The sequence below is a fragment of the Gordonia sp. LMA484 genome, assembly GCF_058129505.1.
Genome location: NZ_CM176700.1, coordinates 3,313,485 through 3,338,743, shown reverse-complemented (window position 1 = coordinate 3,338,743; position 25,259 = coordinate 3,313,485). Strand labels below are relative to the sequence as shown.

Genomic DNA, 25,259 nt, shown 5'->3' with positions numbered 1-25,259 from the left:
CACAGTAGCTCACCGATCGATTGCTCGGTGGACCCCATCAGGTTACTCGTGGGTACGAAATGTGCTGGTGTCGCCGACTTCTCGAACGAAGTGGGTGAAATCGTGCAGGTAGGACTGCGCGGGGCCAGGATCCCGGGCGATCGGGGCCGGGAACTGATGGGCGCCAGTGGCGTGGTTCACATCGTCGGCCGGGTTGTCCGTTTCGGGGCCTTCGGGTGGAAAGCGCGCGGAGACACGCATTCCGCCGGGGGTGCGATTGATCCAGATGTACACCTCGTGGGGTGCGTAGCTGTGGCTGCGCAGCACCTTCGCGCGACCCGCGTCCGCCTCCGCGGCACCGGGAGCGTAGCGGGTGTCGATGAACGAGATCACGAACAACGGCTCACCACCGTGCCCGAGCAGTTCGGCGACCCGGAGGAACGGCAGACCCGCTCCCTGTCGGGACCTCTTGAGTTCGGCGGTGGCGCGGACCACGGCCTGGTCGAAGGTCGGTGAATCGGAGACGTCGAGGGTGAACGGTGCGACGGCCACGAACCAGCCCAGCGCGGTGAGCCATCGGGTGTCGTCGCGGGTGTGCCGCGGCAGGACGCACCGGAACTCGGGATCGCCGGTCCGCCGGTGGTAGACCAGCGCGAACGCCGCGAGTACCCCGGCGGTCACCGTGCCGCCCGCCTGCGAGCAGACGGCCGTGAACCGGTTGGCGGCGTCGTTGTCGAGGACCAACCCGTACAGCGATTGCTGTGCGACGGCGGACTCGTCGCTGGGGTCGGGGGCCGGGGCATCGAGATCGGCCTGCTCGATGGCGGGGTCGGCCCGATCGATGCCGAAGGCGGGCATGCCGCCGTGCCCGGCCCGGAGGAAGTCGGCCCAGGTACGGACTGCCGGATGGTCGGCGCCGGTCTGGTCGGCCTGGCGACGTTCCTCGGCGCTGAAGTCGACGTAACTGCCCACCTCGGGCAGATCGGGCTCGGTCAGGGTCCGTGCGGCCCGATACAGGGTCACGAGTTCGTGCTGCGCCATGATCAGCGAGTAGCCGTCCACCAGCGAGTGGTCGGCGGCGAAGAGGAGCGTGAACGAATCCTCGCGACCCACGGTCGCGAACATGTATGCCGGCCAGTGCAGCGGCGCGGTCGCGCGGTCGAACGCGCCGGCGATCTGTTCGACCAGCGGGCCCGATTGGTTGTACCAACCGATCCGGCCCATCTTGAGCTTGACCGAGCCGGGCGCCGTGCTCAGCCGCTGCAGCCCGTCACCGCGGATGATCACATGACTCCGCAGTACCTCGTGGCGGTCGATCCACCGGGTGAGGGTCTTGCGGATCGCCGGGATGGACAGTGGTTCGTCGAACTCTATGGACAACCCCAGCCACGACTCGCGACCGCCCTCGCGGCGGGTCCGCACCCGGTACTCGAAGGCCGCACGCAGGTGCTGCTCATGATTGTGCGAGGTCAGACGCGAATCTCGAGTCCACGTGCCCAGCCCGCCGGGCACATACGGGGTCCACTCGACGAGACCGCCCGGCTCGATCGGCTCGTCGCGGATCTGGATGAACTTCATCAGTCGTGGGCGGTCACACGTGGCCGCTCTGGGCGACCACCTGGGTCTTGATGCGTGCCAGCATGCCGGCCATGCCACGCAGACGCAGCGGACTGACCGCCGAGTCCAGGCCGAGATCGTGGTAGAAGTCGGCAGGCACCGCGAGGATGTCGGCCGCCGAGGCACCATCGAGCCCCTGATGCAGGATCGAGGCGAAACCGCGGGTGGTGGGTGCCTCGGGTGGTGCGGTGAAGTAGAGCCGCACGGCACCGGCGTCGCTCGCGTCGACGGACAGGAACACCGGCGACTGACATTCGGGCACCGGCTCCATCGCATCCTCGGCGAGGTGGGCGGGCAGCTCCGGCAACTCGCGGGAGAACTCCAGGAGCAAGGTGACCTTGTCCGAGTCGCCGAGAGCGCCGAAGTCCTCGACGATCTCGGCGAGCGCTGCGGGCAGCGTCATTTCGATGCCGGCGCGGGCCCGGGCTCGGGCCCGATCGCGATCGGAACCCGAACGGCATTGCCCCATTCGGTCCACGAGCCGTCGTAGTTGCGGACGTTCTCGTAGCCCAGGAGATGGGTCAGCACGAACCAGGTGTGACTCGAGCGTTCCCCGATGCGGCAGTAGGCGATCGTCGGGGTCGCCGGGTCGAGGTCGGCGTAGATCTCCTCGAGTTCGGGCTTGCTGCGGAAGCGGCTGTCGGGTGCGGCCGCCTTGGCCCAGGGGATGGAGACCGCGGTCGGGATGTGCCCGCCGCGCAGTGCGCCCTCTTCCGGGTAGTCCGGCATGTGGGTGCGCTCGCCGGTGTACTCCTGCGGGGACCGGACATCGACGAGCGGCTCGGTGCCGAGCGCACCGAGCACCTCGGCGGCGAAGGCGCGGATCCGGGTGTCATCGCGTTGCACCACCGGGTAGTCCGAACGAGGATATTCGGGGACGTCGAAGGAGGTGTCGCGGTCCTCGGACATCCACGCATCCCGGCCGCCGTCGAGGAGCCGCACGTCCTCGTGCCCGAAGAGGGTGAAGACCCACAGGGCGTAGGCCGCCCACCAGTTGCTCTTGTCGCCGTAGATGACGATGGTGTCGTCGCGTTCGATGCCCTTGCTGCGCATCAGCTCGGCGAACTGCTCGCCGTCGATGTAATCGCGGGTCACCGGGTCGTTGAGATGGAGGTGCCAGTCGACCTTCTGCGCGGTGGGGATGTGGCCGATGTCGAACAGCAGGACGTCCTCGTCGGACTCGATGATCTTCAGTCCCTTGGCGCCGAGATGCGCCGACAGCCACTGCGTGCTGACGAGACGCTCCGGGTGCGCAAAGTCGGCGAACGCCGGATTCGGATCGGTCTCAACGCTCAACTGCGTTCCCTTCCAGAAGTGGTGACGAATCGATCGGTCACCCGATGGACTAGCCGCTGTGTGTCGATAGCGAGCCTACCGAGTCGCAGGGTCGTGCGGTGCGCGGTATGGCCGGTTGTCGCGGGCGGTGACGAGCCGAAGCCTACGCGCCAGGGTCGAGACGACCCGTTCGAGGAGTGCGTCGGCGGTCTCTGTTGCCGGGTGGCGGGTCCGCAGGTCGATCCCGTCGTCGGTGCGGGAGAACCAGAATGCGACGTCGTCAGCCGTGAGGCAGCCGGAGATGTGGTGTGCGCCGGGCAGTCGCGGTCCGAGTTTGCGGTAGTCCAGATACGAGATCATGAACATGTCGCCGGCAGGCAGGGTCGGCGCGCATGTCCGGATGACCTCGTCCAGCGGTACGTCGGCGAGGTCCACCGCGCGGCGCAGCGCGGCTCGGGCGCCCCCGATGTCGGCGGCGCGGACACGCACCGGTGCGTTGGTGACGAACCAGCCGGCGGTGTCATGCCAGCCGTCGGCGTCGCGACGCCCCCGGGTGTGGACGGGTATCAGGGCGGCCAGCTCATCCGGGCCACCCAGTTCGGTGATGGTGGCGGCGAGCGTCGCGAGGATCGTCGCGAACGGACGGCGGCCGAGGCGCTCGGCGTGCTCGGCGTCGACGATCGTCTCCACCCGGGTGCGAGCCGGTGTCCGCGGCGCGACCGGCCCGAGCGGCAGGGGAAAGGTCGGGACCCGGCCGCCGGTGGCGGCGAAGAACTCCTGCCAGCCTGCCAGCAGGTCGGCGTCCGACGGCGTCGACCGTCGGCTCTCGGCGTGAAAACGTGCGGCGACATCTCTCCCCGGCCGGGGCAACGCATCGGGATCGGCGTAGAGCGCCGAGAGGCGTCGCAGCACGAGGTCGATGGTGAGCGCATCCGCGTGGGCGTGGTCGAAGCCGCACACCAGCGAGTCATCCAAGAGTCCGAATGCGATCCCGGGGACCGGTCCGGCCACGCAACGGCTGTCGAGCCAGGACGCCAACCGACCGCGGTCGACGTCGCCGATCAGGTGCGGCCGCACGGAGACCTGCCGCGGGTCGAAGACGTCCTGGCGTGGGGACGGTACCGCCCGGAATCGGGTGCGCAGCACCTGCTGCTCGGCGATCAGCCGGGTCACCGCGCAGGCTGCGCGCATCGGGTCGGCGACACGGACGCCGAGGTCGACCGCACCCGCCAACCACCCGGACGCCGAGTGGCGGTCATGGTGTGCGCGAAGATGATTTGCCTGATTGAAGGACACCGGGAGGTCGGTGACGCGTGGTTCGCCGTTCCACCGGGGAGTCAATTCGGTGAGCGTTCCCGACACATCGACGAGATCGACAGCGGTGACCTTCACATGCGGCTCCCGGCGGTCGCGGTCGGTGTGGTGCGCAGATCGTGGCGCAGCGTGGCGAACCAGGTCGTCATCGACGGTTCAGCAGCCATGGTATCGGCTTGTCGGACGGCGATCGGGTGTCGATCGCGGTCGCGACGAACCGTCGACGATGCCTTGCCGGTCTGGACCTCTCCGATCGAGGGTGCGGCCCGCACCAGGGTCCGGGCCGGTGTGACACGGCGAGAGTCGGGATGCGGCAACATCTCCGGGGAGGAAACAACGGCGGGGTTCGGGTGGGACGGGGAGGGCCGCACGTCCGCACGGAGTTGATCCACACCGACGATCGGGCCCGCTGCTGTGAGATATGTCACCGCGGCCGGGCGAATTGCACTCGTGCACATCGTGTTCGGACGAGATTCTTACCGGCGGTGCCGGGAACGCTCAGATCACGTCACGTCCACAGGGTGGTGACGTCGACTCCGACGTCGCCCAACAACCTTCGCACGGTGGGCAATCCGATCCCCAGCACCGACGAGGGGTCTCCGTCGACGGCGTCGACGAACCAGCCACCGAGACCGTCGAGAGTGAATGCCCCGGCGACCGTGAGCGGTTCGCCCGTCGCGACATACGCGTCGATCGTGGCGTCGCCGATGTCGGCGAAGTGGATAGTCGTCGACGCGGAATCCTGTGCCGAACCCGTCACCTCGCCGTCGCGGATACGGGTCACACAGTGCCCGGTGATCAACTGCGCGGACTTGCCGCGCATCCGCCGCCACTGCGCATGGCCGGCATCCGCGGTGTGCGGCTTACCACTCAATCGCCCATCGAAGAACAACATCGAGTCGCAGGTCAGGACCACCGCATCCGCCGCGTCTGGGGTGTCGGCGAGGATTTCGGCGATCACCGCATCCGACTTCGCGCGGGCCAATCGCACCACCACGTCCTCGGGTGGAAACGCCGATAACGTTTCCAGCAGGGCATCCTCGTCGACGTCGGACACGATCACCCGCGGGTCGAGGCCCGCGTCGCGCAGTACCCGCAGCCGGGCCGGCGACGCCGACCCGAGGACGACCGTGGTGGTCACCACCTCAGATTCGTGAAACTGGTGGGTGCGCCCCAGATCGGGCGTAGCCGGTCCTCCGGGCGCCCCCAGTCATCGCGGGGCCGGTTGTCGACGGCAGGTCCACCCGCCGACCCGGCGGCCGCGGCGACCACGGCCACGAGGGCCGCGACCTCGTCGTCGGTGGGGTTACCCCGGACGATGCGCAGGAACGGCGCGGCCGGTGCGCTCGGCGATTCGTTCTCGGTGGTGCTCACAGCGGAATGTTCCCATGCTTCTTGGGCGGCATGTTGACCATCTTGCGCTCCAGCAGCCGCAGTGCGGTCGCCACCTGACCACGGGTGTGGCTCGGCGGGATGACCGCGTCCACGTACCCGCGCTCGGCGGCGACGTACGGATTGACCAGGGTGTCCTCGTACTCCTGCTGCAGTTGCAGACGCAGGGCGTCGACATCCTCGCCCTTGGCAGCAGCATCCTTGAGTTGGCTGCGGTACACGAAGCCGACGGCTCCCGAGGCGCCCATGACGGCGATCTGCGCGGTCGGCCAGGCGAGATTCACGTCGGCGCCCATGTGCTTGGAACCCATCACGTCGTATGCGCCGCCGTAGGCCTTGCGCGTGATGATGGTGATCTTGCCGACCGTGGCCTCGCCGTACGCGTAGAGCAGCTTGGCGCCACGTCGGATGATGCCGTTGTACTCCTGGTCGGTGCCGGGCAGGAATCCGGGCACGTCCACCAGGGTGACGATCGGGATGTTGAAGGCGTCGCAGGTGCGCACGAAACGGGCCGCCTTCTCCGAGGCGTTGATGTCGAGGCAGCCGGCGAACTGGGTCGGCTGGTTGGCGACGATGCCGACGCTACGACCGTCGACCCGACCGAAACCGACGATGATGTTCGTCGCATACTCGGCCTGGATCTCGAGGAACTCGTCGTCGTCGAGGATGCGACGGATGACCTCGTGCATGTCGTACGGCTGGTTGGGGGAGTCCGGGATGAGGGTGTCGAGTTCGAGATCCTCGTCGGTGAGGGTGTCCTCGATCGATCCGGCCGCCGGCTCGGCAACCGGCAGGCGCGGCGCCTCGGCCCGGTTGTTCGACGGCAGGTAGCCCAGCAGTTCCTTGACGTACTCGAGGGCGTCCTCTTCGTCGCCGGCGACGTAGTGCGCGGTCCCCGACTTCGCCATGTGTGTGTGCGCGCCGCCGAGATCCTCCATGGTGACGTCCTCGCCGGTGACGGTCTTGATGACATCCGGGCCGGTGATGAACATCTGGCTGGTCTTGTCGACCATGACGACGAAATCGGTGAGGGCGGGCGAATAGACGTGGCCGCCGGCCGCCGCGCCCAGGATCAGTGAGATCTGCGGGATCACACCCGACGCGCGGACATTGCGGTGGAAGATCTCGCCGTAGAGACCCAGGGAGACGACACCCTCCTGGATACGGGCGCCGGCACCGTCGTTGATGCCGATCAGGGGACGGCCGGTCTTGATCGCGAGGTCCATGACCTTGACGATCTTCTCGCCGTAGACCTCGCCGAGGCTTCCGCCGAACACCGTCGAGTCCTGGCTGAACACACAGACCTCGCGCCCGTCGATGGTGCCGTAGCCGGTGACGACGCCGTCACCGAGCGGACGCCGCTCGGCCAGGCCGAAGTTCGTGCTGCGATGGCGGGCCAGCGCGTCGAGCTCCACGAACGATCCCTCGTCGAGCAGATGGGTGATGCGTTCGCGCGCGGTCAGCTTGCCCTTGTCGTGCACCTTGTCGACCGCGGCCTGGCCCACCGGGTGCTTGGTCTCGTCGAGGCGGTTGCGCAGTTCGGCGAGTTTCCCTGCCGTGGTGTGGATGTCTGGAGCGGCGCCGTCCTCGCGCGAAGCTGTCGTCATGAACACCGATGCTAACTACCTGACTGTGACCCACGTCAACCGGATCAACGTGAGATTCGCCTCATGTTCCCGAGCGATCGGTCGGGAACCTGATAAATGGCCGCTCACCTGCGGTTGTGGCGGTAGCGTCTTGAGGTGTGACCACCGATGCTGCGCAACTGAATTCCGACCGACTCGCCGAATTGCTGGCGGATACCCGATGGCGGAGCGTCGAGGTCGTCGACGCGACCGGTTCGACGAACGCCGATCTCATCGCACGTGCATCGACCGAGGATGTCGACGGCACCGTGCGCCTGACGTCCGACCAGACGGCGGGGCGCGGCCGACACTCCCGCGACTGGACCGCGCCGCGAGGAACGCAACTCGCGATGTCCGCGGCGCTGTCGGTCGGCGAACACACCGAGCACCTCGGCTGGTTGTCGCTGATCGCCGGCCTGGCCGCGGTGCGGGCGATCGATGACGTCGTCGGTGTCCGGCCGGCGCTGAAGTGGCCCAACGACGTGCTGATCGACGATCACAAGGTGGCGGGGATCCTGTCCGAGTACGCGAACACACCGTCCGGTGGTGTGGCGGTCATCGGCATCGGGATCAACACGTCGATGACCACGGAGCAACTCCCGGTGCCGACCGCCACATCGCTGAGCATCGCCACCGGCCATTCGGTTGCGCCGACCGACCTCGCCGCGGCTTTCCTGCGCGCCCTGGCGGATCTGCTCGTGCGGTGGCCCGGTGACCTGGAGCAATTGGCGCAGACCTATCGCGAACAGAGCGACACCGTCGGCCGGCGGGTGCGCCTGGCCCTACCCGGCGACGAGGAGGTCGTGGGGACCGCGATCGGTGTCGACGCGAGTGGACGGATCGTCGTGGAGGCCGACGGCCGACAGGTCGTCGCGGCCGCGGGCGACGTCACCCACCTGCGGTCGGCCGACTGATCGCGGTCGGCTGCGGCTCGGGGGCGGTAGCCCTCAGCGTGTTCCGGCCTGGGGACCCTGGATGCTCTTGTGTCCCATGGCCGGGATCAGCGCGGCGATCGGTAGCCCGATGATCAGGTGCAGCACCGCGGTGGCGATTCCCACCGAGATCTCCGCGTAGAGGATCAGCGGGATGATGACCGACGCGGCGATGAGCAGGCCGACGATCCAGCGGAAGAACTGATCCGGCGACGGCGTGATCAGCTGCAGCACGTACCAGAGTGCGCCGGCGGCGAGGGCACACAAGAAGCCGACGACGGCGAACCAGAACTCGTCGCGGGACAGCGGGTTCCAGATTCCGAACCGTCCGGAGTCGTTGACCCGCTGCACGATCGCCCGGATGACCCATGCGGCCAGCCACGCGGCGAGGCCGGTCACCACCCCGGTCATGACGACGCCGCCGATGAACATCGTCGGATTGACATTGGGTCCCAGACGCGGCTTCGGCCGGGCCGGTTGCGACCGACCTTGGGAATCCATCGCATAGGTGGGCTCGGAATAGCCGGGCGGCGGAGTGGACTCGCTGTACGCCCGGGACTCGGGATAACCCGGTTCATAGCGTGCGGTCCGGGGGTCCCGGGGATCCCGCGGGTCACGTGGATCGTGGTAGCTCATGTCGTGTGGGACCTCGAGACTGTCGGCGACCTTGACGTTTATCGGCAGTCTACCCACCGCCGGTGTCGAGATGAACGGTCCATGGGTCGGTGCGCACTAAGCTGACAGACATGGCCTATCCACGGGAGAATCTCGCGCCCGGCGAGGACATCGTCCTGCATCGGCATCCCCACTGGAAGTGCCTGATCGGGCCGTTTCTCCTGTTCGTGGTGGTGACGGCGGTCGCGGGTACGCTGTCCGGAATCGTGAGCGGCGCCGACCTCGGGTCGACGACCCGGATGGTGCTGTTGATCATCATCGGTGTCGTGTGGCTGGCCGGATTCATCTGGTATTTCGTGCGACCGCTCGTGTCGTGGTCGTCGACGCATTTCGTGCTGACCGACCGTCGGGTGATCTTCCGCAACGGCATCCTGACGAGGTCGGGCATCGACATCCCCATCCGGCGGATCAACACCGTCGAGTTCCGGCACGGCCCGATCGACCGCCTCCTGCGGACCGGCACGCTGATCATCGAGTCCGCCTCCGACGATCCGTTGTCGTTCGACGACATCCCGCAGGTCGAACGGGTCCATGCGCTGCTCTATCACGAGGTGCTGGACATGGACGACGAGGCATACTCCGAGGAGATGCGGGAGGTCTCCGACGACGACCCGGATCGCCGGCACGACGAGGGGAGTCGCAGGTGACCGATGTGTTGTTGGCCGAGGACGATGCGGCGATCGCCGAACCGCTGGCCCGGGCGTTGACCCGTGAGGGATACGGGTGCGAGGTCGTGACCGACGGCGCGCAGGCGCTGGATCAGGCACTCGACAGTCGGTTCGAACTGCTGATCCTCGACCTGGGACTGCCGGAGATCGATGGACTCGAGGTGTGCCGGAGGGTACGGACGGCGCGTCCACAGCTGGCCGTGCTGATGCTCACCGCGCGCACCGACGAGGTGGATTTCGTCGTCGGCCTGGATGCAGGCGCCGACGACTACGTCGGCAAGCCGTTTCGGCTCGCCGAACTGCTCGCGCGCGTCCGAGCCCTGTTGCGCAGGCAGCAGAGCGCCGACGTCGTCCTCGACGGCGGTGACATCCAGCTCGACACCAGAGGCCGGCGGGTTCTGGTCAACGGCTCCGATCTGGTGCTCGCCAACCGCGAGTTCGACCTGCTGCGCTTCCTGATGGAGCGGTCCGGGCAGGTGGTCAGTCGCGACGAGATCCTCACCGAGGTGTGGGGCTCGGCCGACCTGCGGTCGTCGAAGACCCTCGACATGCACATCTCCTGGCTGCGGCGAAAGATCGGCGACGACCAGCACGATCGTCCGCGCCACATCGTCACCGTGCGTGGTGTCGGCTTCCGGTTCGATCCGTGATCGCCTGACGAGACGACGGAGCAGCGGTGCGACGCCGGATTCTCAACACGATGATCGCGATGATCATCGCGGTCGGGTTGCTCCTGGGTATCCCATTGAGCGTGATCGCGTGGTGGTGGGTCTCCGACAACGCCCACCAGAGCCTGGACAGCAGGCTCAAGCTGATCTCCGATCAGCTGATCCGTCAGGAGGGCCAGGAGGGATCGGTCACAGCCGGCGAGCTCGACGTCGATGCCTTCCGGGTTCTGCTCCCCGATGGTGGCCGGCTGACCGTTCGCTACCCGGTATCGGGCGCCGCCGACGCCGTCACGGTGATCGGTGAGCCGATCGAGGGAGCGACGATGGCCGACGCGATCGGCCTCGGCAACGCCGGCTCGTTGTTGTTGGAGATCCCGCTGACCCAGGTGCGCGACGATCAGCTCGCGGCAGTCGGCATCGTCGCCCTGGTGGTCGCCAGTTCGATCGCGGCGGGCACGATCGTCGCGGCGGTGACGGTCGGCCGGATCGCCGACCCGCTCATCGACCTCGCCGATCGTGCTGCGGCGATGGCCAAGGGCGATTTCCGCTCCGAGTGGAAGTCATACGGCATCGGCGAACTCGATCGCGTGTCCCGGGCGCTCGGTGACGCCAACGCCGAGATCGCGCTGCGTCTCGAGCGGGAAGGCGAGATCGTCGGCGACGTCTCGCATCAGCTGCGCAGCAGGCTCACGGCCATCCAATTACGTCTCGACGAGCTGTCCATGCATCCCGACCCGTCGGTCGTGAGCGAGGCCGAGGCGGCACTCGAACAGGTCGAGCGGCTGTCGCGCGAGCTCGACGAGATGGTTGCGGCGTCGAGAAACGACCCGGCGGTGCCCATCGACATCGACGTCGAGGAGATGGTTAGCACGCTCATCGGCGACTTCCGGACGGCGTTCGCGGCGAGTGGGCGAACCATCTCGGCGGGGTACAGCGGCCGCCTGGTCGCGGTCAGCGCCCGTCCGGGCCGTTTGCGCGAGGCGTTGAGTGTGCTGGTGGACAACGCACTGCAGCACGGTGGCGGCAGGTGCCGCATCGAGGTGGACGACCTGCCCTCCGGTGACATGATGCGGGTCACCGTCGCCGATGAGGGACCGGGAGTGCCCGACGAGCTCGTCGGGCTGATCTTCCGACGCGGATTCTCCGCCGGGCGCGGCAACGGTGTGGGTTTGTCGCTGGCCCGCGCGTTGGTCGAGGCCGACGGTGGGCGACTCGAACTGACGTCACGCCGTCCTGCGGTCTTCGCGCTGGTCATGCCGTCGGCGCACGGACACGGCACGGACGCGGGCGACGGAGACGGTGGGGGCGACCAGGCGTCGTCATCCGACGTCGTCAGGCGTGACCGAGTTCCTCATCGGTGAGTTCTTCGAACGTCGGATGCAGGTCGGTCGACCCGGCGTCGCCGCCGCGCAGTTGTTCCACGGGGAAGGCGAACTTGCGCAGCGCCCAGAACCGGAACGCCATCTGCAGCAGATTGCCGATGAGGAAGCCGAGGATGAAGTCGATCACGACCTGTTCGGTCACGCTGACGTTGCTGCGTAGGTCGAAGACGTTGTTGGCGACCCACAGCGGAGCGGCGGCGAGAATGACCCCGATCCCGCTGATCACGAAGAAGAGCAGGGCTTCGTGGTGCTTCTCGCGGCCGCCACGGTTCTTGAATGCCCACTCACGGTTGAGCACGTAGCTCAGGATCGTGGCGAAGGTTCCGGAGATGACACGCGCGACGACGGGCTTCGACTCCAGGACCGTGAACGTCAACAGGTAGAAGATGGCCAGGTCGAAGACGAAGGTGGTTCCGCCGACGAGGGCGAATTTGATCAGCTCGTGGTGACGCAATGCGAGCTGACGAACGGGCTCGGGTAGTCGAGCCACCAGCTCGTCGATAAAGGGCACAAGATCCGAGTGTACGAAACAAGACCGAACGGTAACTTCGCCGGGCGCTCATGTGCGAATGATGTCGGCTTCGTGCCACGATGTGTCGCGTGACTTCCAGCATGCCTACCGTGACGATGATCGGCGGTGGTCAGCTCGCTCGTATGACTCACCAGGCGGCCATCGCGCTCGGGCAGTGCCTGCGCGTCTTGGCGACGAGCGAGGACGACCCCGCAGCTCAGGTGAGCGCCGATGTGGTGCTCGGCTCCCACGACGAACTCGCCGACCTGCGTCGTGCGGCGCAGGGGGCGGTGGCGCTCACCTTCGATCACGAAGGCGTGCCGCTGGCACATCTCGAGGCGCTGGAAGCCGATGGAGTCGCGGTGCGCCCACCGTCGAAGGCGCTGCATTTCGCCCAGGACAAGCTGGCGATGCGCGTCCGGCTCGCCGAGCTGGGGCTGCCGATACCGGACTTCGCGGACCTGACCGGTGACCACGCGGACGCGCGTGCGCGGCTGGTCGAGTTCGGTGACACACACGGATGGTCGATCGTGATCAAGGCGATCCGCGGGGGGTATGACGGTCGCGGTGTCTGGCTGCTCGACGATCGTGACCAGGCGCTCGCGGTGTTCGACGAGCAGATGGGCTCCGATGTCGGGCTGATCGCCGAACAGAAGGTCGCGATGCGACGTGAACTGTCGGCGATGGTCGCCCGATCGCCGTTCGGTCAGGGCGGGGCATGGCCGGTGGTGGAAACGGTGCAGCGCAAGGGTCAGTGCGCTGTTGTGATGGCGCCTGCCCCGGACCTGTCCGAGGACGTCGCGGAGCAGGCGCAGGAGATGGCTCTGCGTTTGGCGGGCGAGCTCGGCGTGGTCGGGGTCATGGCGATGGAGCTGTTCGAGACGTCCGACGGCGCGTTGCTGGTCAACGAACTCGCGATGCGGCCGCACAACAGCGGGCACTGGACCATGGACGGAGCGGTGACGTCGCAGTTCGAACAGCATCTGCGCGCTGTGCTCGATTACCCCCTCGGTGACACCGCTCCCCGCGCGCCGGTCACGGTGATGGCGAATGTGCTCGGTGCCGAGGCGTCGCCGGAGATGTCGATGGACGAGCGTCTGCATCATCTGATGGCGCGCATGCCCGATGCCAAGGTGCATCTGTACGGTAAGGGCGAACGGCCTGATCGTAAGATCGGTCACGTCAACATTGTTGGGACCGGGAACGATTCGGTGACCGAGGTCCGCGAGCGCGCCGAGCGCGCCGCGCACTGGATGTCGCATGCCGAATGGACCGATGGATGGGATGTGCACTCATGACCGACACCGCAGCGAGTTCCGGCGCCGAATCGCCTGCCGATGAGACCGGGTCACCCGGCGAGCCGACCAGGCCACGGGTCGGGTTGATCATGGGCAGCGACTCCGACTGGCCCACAATGGAAGCCGCGGCGGAGGCGCTTGCGGAGTTCGAGGTGCCCTTCGAGGTCGGTGTGGTGTCGGCGCATCGGACGCCGCAACGGATGCTCGACTACGCGTCGGGCGCGGCGGCCCGGGGCATCTCGGTGATCATCGCGGGCGCCGGTGGTGCCGCGCATCTGCCGGGCATGGTCGCCTCGGCCACCCCGTTGCCGGTGATCGGTGTGCCGGTTCAATTGCGCACACTCGACGGACTCGACTCGCTGCTGTCCATCGTGCAGATGCCCGCCGGCGTCCCGGTGGCGACGGTGTCGATCGGCGGTGCACGGAACGCGGGTTTGTTGGCCGTGCGAATCCTTGCGACCTCGGACGCCGGGCTGCGTTCGCGCATGCAGGATTTCCAGAAGGGTCTGGAGACCATGGTGCTCGAGAAGGACGAGGCGTTGCGGAGGAAGTTGCTCGGCGAGGACTGAGGGCCGCTGCCCGGCTGCACCGTCAGAACGGCGGCGGATTCTGCTCGTTCCACCGATCCATCGCGCGCTGGTCGGCACGTCTGATCGCTCCGGCACGCTTCGCGCGGAGTGCGTCGATTCGCTGCCGTGCCGGATGATCCGGTGGCGGGCCGCTGCGGGTCAGTGATCGGAACAGATCGCGTCCGGTGAACGCGTTGCCCAGATATGTGTGGCCGGTGGGGGATTGGAAGAACACCGTGCCGAGCTCGTCCTGATGGTCACGCCATCCGACGCCGAAGGTCTTCATGCGGTGATGAAAACGGCACAGCGGCTTCAGGTTTCGCGGGTGGGTCGCCCCGCCTTCGCCGTGCGGGACGGTGTGATCATTGTCGGCGTGCCAGACCGGGTTGTCGCAACCGGGAAAGGTGCAACACAATTCGCCGGCGCGGACCAGGGCGTCGACCTTCTTGCCGGGCGTATGGCGGGCGATGGCCTGTGGTGAGTTGGTGATGTCGGTCCGCACGTAGGTCCGTCGTGCCTCGGTGACCAGACCGCGTGCGGTGGCGGCGTCGATGACCCCGTGCCCGTCCAGGAATGCCGGATCGTCGTCGAGGCCGAGGAGAGTGCTGAGGTTGACGACGATGTGGAAGGTCGGCCGCGGTGCCATGGCGGGATCACTCGCGGCGGCGTCACAGCTCCCAGCGGCACCGGTGCTCGTTTCACCGGCGCCGGTCTCGGCGCTCGCGTCGGCGGAACCCGGTTCGGCGGAACCGGCGTTGGCCGAACCGGCGTTGGCGGTTCCGGCTTCAGGTGCGCAAGCGTCCGTCGTCGGATCGTGCCTTCGCGTCTCTTCGCGCGCCACCTCATCCGGTGTCTCCGATGATGTGCTCGCGCAGCCCTCGCATCGACACGTCAGCCGCTGGACGCCATTGGCCAAGGCCACCAACGCGTCTGCCCGCCGCTGGGCCGTGGTCCGAGGATCGTCGGGATGTATTGCGGCCGCCATGGCCGTGAGACGGGCGTCGACCGCTGCTGCCTGCTCGGCCGGCAGCGCACCGGTCACCCTCGACTGTCCCGGTGTGAACCGGTCCGGGCGGATCGTCACCTTGCGGTCGGCATCGACGAGTTCGCGGCGGCGTCGGACCGCATCGGGATCGTGTTCGGCGACGATCCGGTCGACCATGGCCTGGAAGCGTCGCATCGACATGGGTTCGCGCGTCTCGATCGCATCGGCGATCTCCACGTCGATCAGCTCGATCTTGTCGGGGTCGCACAGCTCCGTGCGGCGCACCACCAGCAGGAAACGGGTGAGATCGATGCGCCCCGCTCCCAGAGTGCCGCCGGTGAAAGCGAGTTGGTTGCGCATCACACTGCCCGCCAGGATCAATTCACGGGCGCGGGCGGGGGGGACCGTGAGCGCGGCCCCGACCTCGGCGATGGCCGCCTCGAGCCCGGTCGGGCCGTACTGCGCTCTCGGATCGTCACCGCCCGCGGCACGTACCGCGAGCTTCTCGAGGTCGGCAAGCGAGGTCTCACTCGTACCCGCCTCGGTGGCGAGGCGGATCAGATACTCCTGTTCGCGTTCCTCATGGATCAGGCTGACCGCCTGGAGTATCCGGTAGTCGGCACAGGAGCGCACGGCATTGCAGTGGTGCAGCACCTCGACCAGTTCGGTCGCCGAGTGCCGCTCGTCCTCGGCCAGCTGCGTGAGTACCGCGCCAGATGTCATGCGTCAAACATACGTTCGAACACCGACAATTTCGTTCGGGCGCCGATCGTCTGTGCACAACCGGCGACGAAAAGCGCCACGGGGCCCGGAGTCGAGGTCAGCGAGCCCGCCAGCGCTTCCAGACGGCATGACCGGTGGCACGGACCTTCCCGTCGTAGCGCAGTTCGGCGTCGCAGACGATCTCGGCCTCGGTGGAGCTGACGACCACGGCGCGGAGTTCGACCTCACTGTCGAGTGGGCTGGGGCGGATGTACCGGACGTCGATGCCGGCGGTGACATAGGGCAGGAGTGTGCCCGGTTCGGCTTCCCATCCCTGCAGCGACGCCTCGTCCATGACACCCGCGGCGCTGTGGCAGTCGAGCAGGGTGGCGATGATCCCACCGTTCAGGTAACCGATGCCGTTGTCGTGTTCGGGCCACGGCATGAATGTGGCGCGGACGTAGTCGTCGCCTGCATAGCTCTTGAGCTGCAGTCCACGCTCATTCGCCGGACCACACCCGAAGCAGGTCATGGTTCCGAAGAGTCGGTCCTGAATGGCGGTCGCCTCCACAAACGTTCAGTTTAGGCGAATTCCGGGTCAATCAGCGGTGGTCAGCAGTTTCTCGGTGAAGAAGTCGAGTACCTGCTCGCGCGCTTGGAACGTGGGTTCGCCCGGCTCGTCGACGAGGTCCTCGGTCAGCACCGAATGAGGCTGCGGGAGCATAGAATCCGGGTTCGCCGCCGAATCGGGCAGTTCGACGCACAGAAACGAGTCACCGAGCTGCTCGCGCAGGAAGTCGAATCTCGTTCGCGGGGCGAGCCGGTCGCCCTCGAAGCGTAGGCCCATCACCTGGAGTCCGGCTGCGCAACGGTTCTTCACGCGCGCGAGGTCGGCGTCGCTGACGTCGATCGAGTGGTTGCGCGACGGGATGATCCCGAACGGCAGCGAGGGTTGGGACAGCACCGGGGCGAGCAGGCGATCGTCGGTGGCCATGGCCAGCGCGAATCCGCCGGTGAAGCACATCCCCACCGCACCGACGCCGGGGCCGCCGCATCGTTGGTGTTCCTCGGCGGCGAGTCCGCGGAGCCAGTCGGCCACCGGTGACGCCTTCCCGGTGGCCAGCACGGTGAACTCGCGACTGATGCACGCCCGCGCGATGGTGCCGAGCATGTTCTGCGCCGCACCGAGATTGCCCAGATTCGACGGTCGCGGATCGCGTCCGTCCACCCCGAACAGGGAAGGCATGACCGCGGTGAGTCCGCGCTCGGCGACCTTGCGGGCGAAGTCGGCGACCTTCGGACTGATGCCCGGCATCTCCGCGATGACGATCACCGCCGGACCTGACCCTTTGCGGTACACGCGGTGGGTCGTGGCGCCGACGGTGACCTCGCGGGTGGTGAAGTCGTCGAGTGGATCGTCGGCCATCAGGCCTCCGTCTTGTCGGCGACGATGGTGCCGGTCAGCACCGAATCGAACAGGCGCGCGGGGACGCGTGCCCCGCGTGCGACGTCGGGAGAGTCGGACGGGATGATCCGCGGACGAATCACCGTGTAGTGCTTCGACTTCCGAATGAGTCCGAACTCGCCCGCGGCCTGGACGTTGCGTACCCAGTCGGTATGACGGCCGTAGGTGAGCACGATCGACAGCCGGTCACCGTCCGCCCAGGCCAGCACCGGGTTCGAATAGCGCTTGCCCGACCTGCGGCCGACGTGTTCGACCATCGCCCAGGGGGCCAGGCGGGGCGCCCACTGGCGCTGTATGGGATTGGTGACTTTCTTGTTGAATCGCGCGACGGACGCAGGCAGCTTCATGGGTACGAGGATGCCGTACCGAGGCGCATTTGTGGAGAGTCGATCAGCTCGACCCGGTCGAACCGCTGCCGGAGCCCGATCCCGCCGGAGGAGCTCCGTCGGTGTAGCCGGAGATGACCCCGGCGATCGGGATCGATCCGTTGACGGCCGTGCGGAAATTGAGCATCGCGCGTTTGACGTGGGTGGGGCTGCTCACGACCACGGCGCCGGTGGCGCGCCCGGCGGCCAGCATCCGCGCCGTGTAGCGGGCGTTCTCGATGGTGTTGCGGGAACGGTTCTCGGTGGCGATCCGATGGGCCGGGACGCCGTGCGCGATCAACCACGACTTCATGGCCTGCGCCTCGGTGCGACCCCGTCTCGGGAGTCCGCCGGTGGTGATGATCCCCGCGGTGGGAAAGGCACGCGCCAGCGACAGCCCTGCCTGCAGCCGGGTCACGAGCACCGGCTTCATCGTGCCGTCGCGGTTGAGGGCCGCGCCGAGCACGACGATGCGTGTCCCGAACGGGTTGATCTGCAGCATCATCGGTACCTCGGGCGTGAGTCGCTCCTGATCGGTGCACCATTTGACCAGGTCCGGTATCGGGGACTGGCAACCACCGGCCGTCGACATCAGGCCGTTGAAGGCGGTCACCGGGGACGCATCAACGGTCACCGCGGGTGTCATCATGACCATCGCGACACTCAGGGCACTTGTGCCCAACAAACCAGCAGCTTTCCCTTTGATCTGCATGAGTCACGCTAGACACACTCTTCGTTATCGCGTGACGGAGTTCGACGGACTGAGACCTTAGCGTTGCTAAGTCAGAACCGTCGTCGCGCGCTCGGTGTTCGCCAGGTCGTCGATACGGCCGCGGTCGGCGTGCGCGACGGTCACCAGCGACGCGCCGACCGACAGCGGCGCGAGCAGATTCGCGATGATCTCGGCCGAGGAGCGCCAGGGCCGCACGGTCAGCACCCGGGAGTCGGCCCGGATGTCGTCCGCCCGGGCTGCTGCGTGGGCCGCGGTGAGGACCGCGTCGGTCGAATCGTCCGCGAGTGCAGGTCCGCTTGCCCGCTGCCTCGGCGAGTACTGATCACCATGTACTCGGACCGCGGTTGCGTAGTCGGTCACGCCCACCGGGAGGTCGCGAACTCCCATGGCGAACGGGTCGAGTGAGGCGACGAGAAGTTCGTCGACGTCGCCGTAGTCGTCGATCTTCTCGGCCGAGGTGACGACCACGCCGAGCGCGGAGGGGTCGACGCCGTCGGCGGGCACGCTCACGCACGCGCCGGCCCACCAGGCGCCCAGCAGGATCGCGGCGGTCTGCCAGTGTTCGGGCAGGTCGACGAGAACATGATCGCCGGACCCGAGTCCCAGCTCGTCGACGAAGAAGTTCGCCGACTTGGCCGCCCAGTTCCCCAGGGTCGCACCGGACAGTTCGGTGCGCTCGCCGGTGGCGTGGTCGTAGAAGGTCAACATCGGCTGAGACCAGTCGGTCACGGCGTCGAAGACGGCGGCGGTGATGGAGGAGTCGGTCATCAGTTCACGCAGGTCGGGCCGTCGGTTCCGGCGGTGATGGGCGGGCGGTTGTTGCCGACGCGCTCGCTGGCCGGGATGTTGTCCGCCTGCGCTCCGGTGTCGCCGATGGAGCCGGGGCCGTCATAGGTGTTGGTGAGTACCGCCTTCAGGCGCTTGTCCGGCAGCGAGGTGTCGACGCGGACCTCCGCGCCACCGAGGTCCTTGGCCAACTGGCGTGCACCGGCGTCGTCGGAGTGGGCGTACACGACGCTGTCGCGGTCGTCGGCGCTGCCGCCGCTCGTCTTCCCGGTCTGAAAACCTTTGTTCGTGAGGATGTTCGAGACGTTGGCCGCCAGCCCGTCGATCGTGCCGGCGTTCACGACGTCGACGGTGTAGTCGGCGCGGTCGACGGCTCCGTCGTTCTTCTTGTTGTTCAACAGATTCTCCGTGAACGTCCGGACCTGTTTCGGGTCGATCTGGACGACACTCTGTTGACCGTCCTCGCTCCAGCCCTGCTCGGTGACCACCGGGATGGTGGCGAACTTCACCCGGCCACCGGTGAGGTCTTTGAGTTGCTCGGCCAGTTTGATCACGTTCCAATTGTCGTCGATGACGACCGACCGGGAGATCGCTCGCTGCAGTTCACCGAGTTTGCCGGGGTCGGCGAGCATGTGCGCGGACAACATCTTCTGCGCCAGCGACGCCATGAACACCTGTTGGCGGGTGATGCGATCGAGATCGCCGCGCGGAAGGTCATGACGCTGGCGCACGAAGCTGAGGGCCTGTGGGCCGTTGAGGGTCTGCTCGCCGGCGCGGAACCGGGCCCCCGAGAACGGCTCGTTCACCGCCTCCTTGAGACAGACGTCGACGCCGCCGACCGCTTTCGTGAGAAGGACGAACCCGAGCAGCCCCACTTCGGCGTAGTGATCGACCTCGACGCCGGTGAGGTTGGCGACCGTGTCGATGAGTGCCTTCCGGCCGGCCTGGGTGCCGTCCTTCTCCGCCGCGGCCTCGCTCTCGCCGGATTCGACGGCACGCCGGCGCACCCCCTCCTTCGTGGTGCCGTACGCCGCGTTGATCTTCGACATCCCGATGCCGGGAACATCGACGTAGGAGTCACGCGGAATCGAGATCGCGGTGGCCGACGACCCGTCGTTCGGGATGCGGATGAGCACGATCGTGTCGGTGTTGGTGGCCACCTCCTCGCCGGAGCGAAGCCAATTGAGTTCCTGGGTGGACAACGGGTTTCCCTTGGCGTCGGTCCGCGAGTCGGTGCCCACCAGGAGGATGTCCACCGCGCCGTCGTCCGGGCCGCCGAGGCCGAGGCCGCCCAGCTGGGTGATGTCGGAGTTGAAGTTGTCGACGCTGTTCCAGGCGTATCCGGTGCACAGCAGTACCGACGCCGACAGCAGTGCGATGAGTCCCCGGCCCACACCGGCGCGGGTGGACCGCGAGCGCCAGGAGATGCGGCGTTTCGTCGGTGCTCCGGCCGTGGGCCTGGTCCCGGGTTGTTCGGCCGGCCGGCGCGTTTGCCCGGACGGACGCCGGCGACGTGGCTGATCTGACCCGGCGGCACGCTTCTGTGGACGTGCCGATCGGGGCTTCGCGTCGCTTCCGGCATCCGCTGCGGGGCCGGGTGGCTTCTGGGCTGCGAACCGGCGTGGCGGCTCGCCGGGCTGACGAGAACCACGCGCCGAAGTGGGTGACGCGTCGGCTGGGCGCCGGGTGGGCGGGGTGGCCGGGTCGTCAGGCCGGCGCCGACGCCGGCGAGGTGCAGCGACGCCCTCACCACCGGTGTGGATCTCACCCGAGGTCCTGCGGCCCTGTTCGTCTGTTGGGGCCGGCGGCCGCTGACGCGGGTCGCGGCGCCCGCCGTCGTCGGGGTCTCGACGGCGGCCGGCGGCACGCGGGTCGCCCGCGCGGGTATCGCCCGGCGCGGGCCTCCGACGGGTGCGCGGGCGATCGTCGGGATGCGGTCCGGCCGATCGAGGTTGGGCGGAGCGGGGCTGATTCGATCGGGGTTGCGCCGGTCGGGGCTCAGCCGAGCGGGGTTGGGCCGAGCGGGGTTGGGCGGAGCGGGGTTCCTCACCGCGCGGCCGACCGTCGGCTCGATCGCGGGAGCGCGCGGTGGGCTCTTCGGGACGTGCGCGACCACCGGAACGTCGGCGTGCACCATCGGGTCGAGGATCCACGTGCGCGTCATTACCTTTCAGCGTCGGCCGAACACCGGATGCGCGCCGCGTCCGCTGCGGACGCTGTTACGCATGTGCGTGTCGATGTTCGTGTTGTTGACGTTTCAGATGTTGCTGTACTGACGCCAGGCTACTGAAGTGAACAAAAAATTCGGGAGCGCAACGCCGTGCGCCGTCGGCGAGACCCAGATCACCGACGACGATCCCGGGCGCGCACGCCGGGTACGGCACGATATGTTCCATGAGTCCGACCACCTACATCATCGGGGCCGCAGGCCAGCTGGGCTCGGCGCTACGCGCCGGTGCGCGTTCTCCGGCGCAGCTGCGGACGTTGACGTCCGCCGATCTCGACATCACGGACGCCTCGTCGGTCTCGACGGTGTTCGCCGACCTGCGCGGGGGTGACGTGGTGATCAACTGCGCGGCATACACCGATGTCGACGGTGCCGAAGCCGACGCCGACGCCGCGTTCGCGGTCAACCGTGACGGGCCGGGGCATCTGGCCCGGGCGACCTCTGCCGCGGCGGCCTGGCTGATCCACATCTCCACCGACTATGTGTTCGCCGGTGCCGCAGCCACCGACGACGCACCCACGCGGAGCACCCCGTACGAACCCGACGATGTGTCGGGCATCCCCGAAACCGTCTACGGTGCGTCGAAACTGGCGGGCGAGCAGTCGGTGCGCGAGATCGATCCGGCGGCGACGATCGTCCGTACGGCCTGGGTGTACACCGGCCGTCCGGCGAGCCGCGATTTCGTCGGCACCATGCGGCGACTGGAAGCCGAACGTGAGGTGATCACGGTCGTCGACGACCAGACCGGTTCCCCGACCTACGCGGCAGACCTGGCCGACGGGTTGTGGGACCTGGTGGCGACCGGTCCGTCGGACGCGACCGCGGGCACCGTGTTGCACGCCACCAATGCGGGCAGCGTCACCTGGTATGCCGTCGCCCGGGCGGTCTTCGAGGAGGTCGGCGCCGACCCCACCCGGGTTCACCCGTGCACCACCCGGGAGTTCCCTCGCCCGGCGCCACGACCTGCATATTCAGTGCTGTCCGGAGCTTCGTGGGCGGCTGCCGGGCTGAGGCCGCTCCCGGCATGGCGCGACGCGTTGCACAGGGCGGTTGCCGGCGATCCGGCCGCCGCGGCGGATCGGTGAACTCGCATCGGCGCGGTGACGCACAGCCGGTTGGTTACCCTTACCCGGTGACCGCTGAGCTTGCCGTTGTGACGGTGACCTATTCGTCGGGGAAGTATCTCTCGACGTTCCTGGAGAGCATGGAGAAGGCGACCTCATCGCCGCTGCCCCGGGTGGTCATCGCCGACAACGGATCGACCGATGGTGCCCCCGAGGCGGCCGAGCGGGAATTCGACAACGTCACGCTGGTGCGGACGGGCGGCAACATCGGGTACGGCGGTGGCATCAATCGCGCGGTCGCCGAGGTCGACCCGTCGGTGGAGTTCATCGCGGTGGCCAACCCCGACGTCGAGTGGGGGCCCGGCTCGCTCGACGAACTCGTCGCCGCGGCGCGGCGCTGGCCGCAGGCGGGTTCGCTGGGTCCGTTGATCCGCGAACCCGACGGCTCGGTCTATCCGTCGGCGCGGCGCGTACCCGACCTCGTATCGGGCGCAGGCCATGCCCTGCTCGGCTCGATCTGGCCTTCCAACCCGTGGACCACCGCCTACCGCGCCGACAACGCCGCCCCCAGTGAGCGGTCGGTGGGCTGGCTGTCCGGCTCGTGTCTGTTGCTCCGCCGTGCCGCGTTCGACGCGGTGAACGGCTTCGACTCCCGATACTTCATGTACATGGAGGACGTCGACCTCGGTGACCGACTCGGCAAGGCCGGGTGGCTGAACGTCTATGTGCCGAGCGCGGAGATCGTCCACACCAAGGGGCATGCGGCCGGGCGCAATCCCGAGAAGATGCTGCCCGCGCACCACCGCAGTGCCTATCGCTTCCAGGCAGACCGGCATCCCGGTTTGTTGCGCGCCCCGCTACGACTGGCGCTGCGCGTCGGGCTCGCGGTGCGTTCTCGGGTTGCGGTGACCGCGGCCCGTCGAGCAGGGGAACGGAATCAGAGAGGGAGCCATGAGCAGTGACAGCGCAGGCGCGCAGGCGGTTGGCGCCAACGGCGACAACGGCGAAGTGCAGGCAGTGGTGCTCGTCGGTGGCAAAGGTACCCGGCTGCGTCCGTTGACGCTGTCGGCACCCAAGCCGATGCTGCCGACGGCGGGAGTGCCCTTCCTCACCCATCTGCTGTCGCGTATCCAGGCGGCCGGCATCACCGATGTGGTGCTCGGTACCTCGTTCCAGGCGCACGTCTTCTCCGAGTACTACGGGGACGGGTCCAAGCTGGGACTCAAGCTCACCTATGTGACCGAGGACGAACCGCTCGGCACGGGCGGCGCCATCCGCAACGTCTTCGATCGCCTCACCGCCGACACGGTGCTGGTCTTCAACGGCGACGTGCTCGGCGGCACCGACGTCCGTGAGGTGCTGGACACGCACCGCACCAGCGGCGCCGACGTGACGATGCATCTGGTGTCGGTCAGCGACCCGCGCGCCTTCGGCTGCGTGCCCACCGATGAGAACGGCCGGGTCACGTCATTCCTGGAGAAGACCCAGGATCCCCCGACCGACCAGATCAACGCCGGTACGTACGTCTTCCGGCGCTCGGTGATCGAAGAGGAGATCCCGCCGGGCCGCCCCGTGTCGGTGGAACGTGAGGTGTTCCCGAAACTGCTCGCCGACGGCCGTCACATCCAGGCGCATGTCGATCACGCCTACTGGCGCGACATGGGAACCCCGGAGGATTTCGTCCGGGGATCCGCCGACCTCGTCCGGGGCATCGCGCCCTCGCCGGCGCTCGGCGACCGACGCGGGGAGTCGCTCGTCCATGAGGGCGCGGGTGTGGCGCCCGGTGCAGTCCTCATCGGCGGGACCGTGGTGGGCCGAGGCGCCGAGATCGGCCCACGCGCGCGCCTCGACGGTGCGGTCGTCTTCGACGGTGCCGTCATCGAGGCCGGTGCGGTGGTCGAGCGCAGCATCGTCGGATTCGGTGCGCGGCTCGGTCCGCGAGCTCTGATCCGAGACACGGTCATCGGCGATGGTGCCGACGTGGGAGCGCGGTGCGAGCTCCTCCGAGGGGCGCGCGTGTGGCCGGGGGTCCAGATCCCCGACAACGGCATCCGCTTCTCCACCGACGTCTGACGTCGGTGTCCGGGGGCGTCCGCGGGGGAGTGGTCAGCGCCCTTTCGCCGCGGCGAGCACGCCGACGCCGAGCGGGATCACGACGGGGAGCAGCCGCTCGTCGTCGGCGATGAGCATCGCGGCCTCGCGCGCGGCCGCGGCCGGGGGATCCTTGCGCGTCGGATCGGCGACCGCGCCGTCGGCGGTCGCGTTGTGCACCACCACCACACCGCCGGGACGGAGCATCCGGACCGCCTCGGTGACATGGCGCGGGTGATTGATCAGCGGACCGTCGACGAAGACCAGGTCGTAGGACTCGTCGGCCAGCCGGGGTAGCACGTCGGTGGGTGTCCCGTTGATCAGTCGGGTCCGGCCCGGCGCGATCTCTGCAGCCGCGAACGACTGACGCGCGGCGCGGTGGTGTTCGGGCTCGGGGTCGATGGTCGTGAGCACGCCATCGACCGCCATGCCGTTGAGGAGCCACAGCCCGCTGACGCCCGCACCCGTGCCGATCTCGACGACCGCGTGCGCGTCGCATGCACGTGCCAGCAACGCCAGTAACGCACCCACGGACGGGGCGATCGCATCGGCGCCGAGCTCATCCGCGCGGGATCTGGCCGCGAGCAGGGCATCGTCCTCGACGATCGCCGACTCCGCGTAGTCGATGAGAGTGCTCCCGGACGACGCGGAAGGCGGGCGGGTTCCGCCGGATGAATCGGTCACCCCTCGAGGTTATGTCGCCGGGTCTCTCATACGTCGGCGGCGCGCCACCGACGGTGGAGAAAACCGAGTGGTCAGGACTCATTTGTGCAGGTCGGTGATCATCGGCCGACTTCCTCAGCTAAACCTCAGGCGTCTCATACGGCGACCACACCACGATGGGAGAAGGTTCAACTAGCGCACAAGCGATCGGCGGGGGAATGCCCTCTCAACCGTATCGTCGGTGACTCGAGGAATATCGGGTCGCCGAAGCTG

General features: G+C 67.9%; 28 protein-coding genes. 10 read left to right on the top strand and 18 right to left on the bottom strand.

Annotated features, from left to right (window positions below; genetic code table 11):
* Positions 1-42 precede the first annotated feature (42 nt).
* The 8 genes from AC4AMJ_RS14690 to AC4AMJ_RS14655 form a co-directional block, all read right to left on the bottom strand.
* Positions 43-1,557 (bottom strand): condensation domain-containing protein, encoded by a 1,515-nt coding sequence (locus AC4AMJ_RS14690; RefSeq protein WP_489900447.1) that lies wholly within the window; start codon positions 1,555-1,557, stop codon positions 43-45.
* Between the two features lie 13 nt (positions 1,558-1,570).
* Positions 1,571-1,999 carry a SufE family protein gene (locus AC4AMJ_RS14685; protein ID WP_489900448.1) on the bottom strand — a complete coding sequence of 143 codons (429 nt, stop codon included), beginning with the start codon at positions 1,997-1,999 and terminating at the stop codon, positions 1,571-1,573.
* Positions 1,996-2,892: a sulfurtransferase gene (locus AC4AMJ_RS14680; RefSeq protein ID WP_489900450.1), complete on the bottom strand. Its 897-nt coding sequence runs from the start codon at positions 2,890-2,892 to the stop codon at positions 1,996-1,998. Before AC4AMJ_RS14680 ends, AC4AMJ_RS14685 begins: the two co-directional genes overlap by 4 nt.
* 75 nt (positions 2,893-2,967) lie before the next feature.
* Positions 2,968-4,263 carry a condensation domain-containing protein gene (locus AC4AMJ_RS14675; protein ID WP_489912983.1) on the bottom strand — a complete coding sequence of 432 codons (1,296 nt, stop codon included), beginning with the start codon at positions 4,261-4,263 and terminating at the stop codon, positions 2,968-2,970.
* Positions 4,260-4,505 (bottom strand): hypothetical protein, encoded by a 246-nt coding sequence (locus tag AC4AMJ_RS14670; RefSeq protein ID WP_489912982.1) that lies wholly within the window; start codon positions 4,503-4,505, stop codon positions 4,260-4,262. The genes AC4AMJ_RS14675 and AC4AMJ_RS14670 overlap by 4 nt, the downstream gene beginning before the upstream one ends.
* A gap of 188 nt (positions 4,506-4,693) precedes the next feature.
* Complete coding sequence (locus tag AC4AMJ_RS14665) at positions 4,694-5,329, bottom strand: Maf family protein (protein WP_489912980.1); 636 nt, start codon at positions 5,327-5,329, stop codon at positions 4,694-4,696.
* A complete protein-coding gene (locus tag AC4AMJ_RS14660; RefSeq protein ID WP_489900455.1) occupies positions 5,323-5,559 on the bottom strand; it encodes an acyl-CoA carboxylase epsilon subunit in 237 nt (78 codons plus the stop codon). Before AC4AMJ_RS14660 ends, AC4AMJ_RS14665 begins: the two co-directional genes overlap by 7 nt.
* Positions 5,556-7,184: an acyl-CoA carboxylase subunit beta gene (locus tag AC4AMJ_RS14655; protein ID WP_489912978.1), complete on the bottom strand. Its 1,629-nt coding sequence runs from the start codon at positions 7,182-7,184 to the stop codon at positions 5,556-5,558. Before AC4AMJ_RS14655 ends, AC4AMJ_RS14660 begins: the two co-directional genes overlap by 4 nt.
* 137 nt (positions 7,185-7,321) lie before the next feature.
* On the opposite strand from AC4AMJ_RS14655, the gene AC4AMJ_RS14650 reads away from it, so the two are divergent.
* A complete protein-coding gene (locus AC4AMJ_RS14650) occupies positions 7,322-8,116 on the top strand; it encodes a biotin--[acetyl-CoA-carboxylase] ligase (protein WP_489912976.1) in 795 nt (264 codons plus the stop codon).
* A gap of 33 nt (positions 8,117-8,149) precedes the next feature.
* On the opposite strand, the gene AC4AMJ_RS14645 is transcribed toward AC4AMJ_RS14650, so the two are convergent.
* Positions 8,150-8,770: a DUF6069 family protein gene (locus AC4AMJ_RS14645; RefSeq protein WP_489918436.1), complete on the bottom strand. Its 621-nt coding sequence runs from the start codon at positions 8,768-8,770 to the stop codon at positions 8,150-8,152.
* Between the two features lie 110 nt (positions 8,771-8,880).
* Here AC4AMJ_RS14645 and AC4AMJ_RS14640 point away from each other — a divergent pair, with 110 nt between their 5' ends.
* The 3 genes from AC4AMJ_RS14640 to AC4AMJ_RS14630 are packed head-to-tail and all read left to right on the top strand — an operon-like array spanning position 8,881 to position 11,506.
* The gene (locus AC4AMJ_RS14640) at positions 8,881-9,456 is read left to right on the top strand and encodes a PH domain-containing protein (protein ID WP_489912974.1); all 576 of its coding nucleotides are present in this window, start codon (positions 8,881-8,883) and stop codon (positions 9,454-9,456) included.
* Positions 9,453-10,127 (top strand): response regulator transcription factor, encoded by a 675-nt coding sequence (locus tag AC4AMJ_RS14635; RefSeq protein WP_489900460.1) that lies wholly within the window; start codon positions 9,453-9,455, stop codon positions 10,125-10,127. Before AC4AMJ_RS14640 ends, AC4AMJ_RS14635 begins: the two co-directional genes overlap by 4 nt.
* Positions 10,128-10,153: 26 nt before the next feature.
* Complete coding sequence (locus AC4AMJ_RS14630) at positions 10,154-11,506, top strand: sensor histidine kinase (RefSeq protein WP_489912972.1); 1,353 nt, start codon at positions 10,154-10,156, stop codon at positions 11,504-11,506.
* Here AC4AMJ_RS14630 and AC4AMJ_RS14625 read toward each other — a convergent pair.
* Positions 11,478-12,038: a GtrA family protein gene (locus AC4AMJ_RS14625; protein WP_489912970.1), complete on the bottom strand. Its 561-nt coding sequence runs from the start codon at positions 12,036-12,038 to the stop codon at positions 11,478-11,480. The two genes, AC4AMJ_RS14630 and AC4AMJ_RS14625, sit on opposite strands and share 29 nt — an antisense overlap.
* Positions 12,039-12,139: 101 nt before the next feature.
* On the opposite strand from AC4AMJ_RS14625, the gene AC4AMJ_RS14620 reads away from it, so the two are divergent.
* Positions 12,140-13,336 (top strand): 5-(carboxyamino)imidazole ribonucleotide synthase, encoded by a 1,197-nt coding sequence (locus AC4AMJ_RS14620; RefSeq protein ID WP_489918435.1) that lies wholly within the window; start codon positions 12,140-12,142, stop codon positions 13,334-13,336.
* The gene (gene purE, locus AC4AMJ_RS14615; RefSeq protein WP_489900463.1) at positions 13,333-13,905 is read left to right on the top strand and encodes a 5-(carboxyamino)imidazole ribonucleotide mutase; all 573 of its coding nucleotides are present in this window, start codon (positions 13,333-13,335) and stop codon (positions 13,903-13,905) included. Before AC4AMJ_RS14620 ends, purE begins: the two co-directional genes overlap by 4 nt.
* Positions 13,906-13,927: 22 nt before the next feature.
* On the opposite strand, the gene AC4AMJ_RS14610 is transcribed toward purE, so the two are convergent.
* The 7 genes from AC4AMJ_RS14610 to AC4AMJ_RS14580 form a co-directional block, all read right to left on the bottom strand.
* Positions 13,928-15,613, bottom strand: coding sequence for an HNH endonuclease signature motif containing protein (locus AC4AMJ_RS14610; RefSeq protein WP_489912968.1), 1,686 nt, complete (start codon positions 15,611-15,613; stop codon positions 13,928-13,930).
* A 97-nt stretch (positions 15,614-15,710) separates the two neighbouring features.
* Positions 15,711-16,124, bottom strand: coding sequence for a PaaI family thioesterase (locus tag AC4AMJ_RS14605; RefSeq protein ID WP_489912966.1), 414 nt, complete (start codon positions 16,122-16,124; stop codon positions 15,711-15,713).
* Between the two features lie 66 nt (positions 16,125-16,190).
* Positions 16,191-17,018 carry a dienelactone hydrolase family protein gene (locus tag AC4AMJ_RS14600; RefSeq protein ID WP_489900467.1) on the bottom strand — a complete coding sequence of 276 codons (828 nt, stop codon included), beginning with the start codon at positions 17,016-17,018 and terminating at the stop codon, positions 16,191-16,193.
* Positions 17,018-17,404 carry a nitroreductase family deazaflavin-dependent oxidoreductase gene (locus AC4AMJ_RS14595; protein ID WP_489912964.1) on the bottom strand — a complete coding sequence of 129 codons (387 nt, stop codon included), beginning with the start codon at positions 17,402-17,404 and terminating at the stop codon, positions 17,018-17,020. Before AC4AMJ_RS14595 ends, AC4AMJ_RS14600 begins: the two co-directional genes overlap by 1 nt.
* A 43-nt stretch (positions 17,405-17,447) precedes the next feature.
* Entirely contained in the window at positions 17,448-18,056 is a 609-nt protein-coding gene (locus tag AC4AMJ_RS14590) for a YdcF family protein (protein WP_489912962.1), read from the bottom strand.
* Positions 18,057-18,200: 144 nt separating this feature from the next.
* Positions 18,201-18,923, bottom strand: a complete 723-nt coding sequence (locus tag AC4AMJ_RS14585; protein WP_489900470.1) for a TIGR03089 family protein — start codon at positions 18,921-18,923, stop codon at positions 18,201-18,203.
* Positions 18,923-20,704 carry an LCP family protein gene (locus tag AC4AMJ_RS14580; RefSeq protein ID WP_489918434.1) on the bottom strand — a complete coding sequence of 594 codons (1,782 nt, stop codon included), beginning with the start codon at positions 20,702-20,704 and terminating at the stop codon, positions 18,923-18,925. Before AC4AMJ_RS14580 ends, AC4AMJ_RS14585 begins: the two co-directional genes overlap by 1 nt.
* Between AC4AMJ_RS14580 and AC4AMJ_RS14575 the strand changes: the two genes are divergently transcribed.
* The 4 genes from AC4AMJ_RS14575 to manB all read left to right on the top strand — a co-directional run bounded on the left by AC4AMJ_RS14575 (position 20,699) and on the right by manB (position 24,305).
* Complete coding sequence (locus AC4AMJ_RS14575) at positions 20,699-21,217, top strand: hypothetical protein (protein WP_489918553.1); 519 nt, start codon at positions 20,699-20,701, stop codon at positions 21,215-21,217. The genes AC4AMJ_RS14580 and AC4AMJ_RS14575 overlap by 6 nt on opposite strands.
* Before the next feature lie 118 nt (positions 21,218-21,335).
* Positions 21,336-22,253, top strand: coding sequence for a dTDP-4-dehydrorhamnose reductase (gene rfbD / locus AC4AMJ_RS14570; protein ID WP_489912960.1), 918 nt, complete (start codon positions 21,336-21,338; stop codon positions 22,251-22,253).
* Between the two features lie 47 nt (positions 22,254-22,300).
* Positions 22,301-23,194 (top strand): glycosyltransferase family 2 protein, encoded by an 894-nt coding sequence (locus tag AC4AMJ_RS14565; RefSeq protein WP_489912958.1) that lies wholly within the window; start codon positions 22,301-22,303, stop codon positions 23,192-23,194.
* Positions 23,184-24,305, top strand: a complete 1,122-nt coding sequence (gene manB, locus AC4AMJ_RS14560; RefSeq protein ID WP_489912956.1) for a mannose-1-phosphate guanylyltransferase — start codon at positions 23,184-23,186, stop codon at positions 24,303-24,305. The genes AC4AMJ_RS14565 and manB overlap by 11 nt, the downstream gene beginning before the upstream one ends.
* A gap of 33 nt (positions 24,306-24,338) precedes the next feature.
* Here the strand turns inward: manB and AC4AMJ_RS14555 are convergent, their stop codons facing one another.
* Positions 24,339-25,007 (bottom strand): O-methyltransferase, encoded by a 669-nt coding sequence (locus AC4AMJ_RS14555; protein WP_489912954.1) that lies wholly within the window; start codon positions 25,005-25,007, stop codon positions 24,339-24,341.
* Positions 25,008-25,259 lie beyond the last annotated feature (252 nt).

Excerpts from the sequence above, each read along its gene's own strand:
- AC4AMJ_RS14605 (WP_489912966.1), bottom strand. The coding sequence starts at position 16,124 with ATGACCTGCTTCGGGTGTGGTCCGGCGAATGAGCGTGGACTGCAGCTC.
- AC4AMJ_RS14670 (WP_489912982.1), bottom strand. The coding sequence starts at position 4,505 with ATGTTGCCGCATCCCGACTCTCGCCGTGTCACACCGGCCCGGACCCTG.
- manB (WP_489912956.1), top strand. The coding sequence starts at position 23,184 with ATGAGCAGTGACAGCGCAGGCGCGCAGGCGGTTGGCGCCAACGGCGAC.
- AC4AMJ_RS14595 (WP_489912964.1), bottom strand. The coding sequence starts at position 17,404 with ATGAAGCTGCCTGCGTCCGTCGCGCGATTCAACAAGAAAGTCACCAAT.
- AC4AMJ_RS14585 (WP_489900470.1), bottom strand. The coding sequence starts at position 18,923 with ATGACCGACTCCTCCATCACCGCCGCCGTCTTCGACGCCGTGACCGAC.
- AC4AMJ_RS14655 (WP_489912978.1), bottom strand. The coding sequence starts at position 7,184 with ATGACGACAGCTTCGCGCGAGGACGGCGCCGCTCCAGACATCCACACC.
- rfbD (WP_489912960.1), top strand. The coding sequence starts at position 21,336 with ATGAGTCCGACCACCTACATCATCGGGGCCGCAGGCCAGCTGGGCTCG.
- AC4AMJ_RS14640 (WP_489912974.1), top strand. The coding sequence starts at position 8,881 with ATGGCCTATCCACGGGAGAATCTCGCGCCCGGCGAGGACATCGTCCTG.
- AC4AMJ_RS14610 (WP_489912968.1), bottom strand. The coding sequence starts at position 15,613 with ATGACATCTGGCGCGGTACTCACGCAGCTGGCCGAGGACGAGCGGCAC.
- AC4AMJ_RS14690 (WP_489900447.1), bottom strand. The coding sequence starts at position 1,557 with ATGAAGTTCATCCAGATCCGCGACGAGCCGATCGAGCCGGGCGGTCTC.
- purE (WP_489900463.1), top strand. The coding sequence starts at position 13,333 with ATGACCGACACCGCAGCGAGTTCCGGCGCCGAATCGCCTGCCGATGAG.
- AC4AMJ_RS14645 (WP_489918436.1), bottom strand. The coding sequence starts at position 8,770 with ATGAGCTACCACGATCCACGTGACCCGCGGGATCCCCGGGACCCCCGG.
- AC4AMJ_RS14685 (WP_489900448.1), bottom strand. The coding sequence starts at position 1,999 with ATGACGCTGCCCGCAGCGCTCGCCGAGATCGTCGAGGACTTCGGCGCT.
- AC4AMJ_RS14620 (WP_489918435.1), top strand. The coding sequence starts at position 12,140 with ATGCCTACCGTGACGATGATCGGCGGTGGTCAGCTCGCTCGTATGACT.
- AC4AMJ_RS14600 (WP_489900467.1), bottom strand. The coding sequence starts at position 17,018 with ATGGCCGACGATCCACTCGACGACTTCACCACCCGCGAGGTCACCGTC.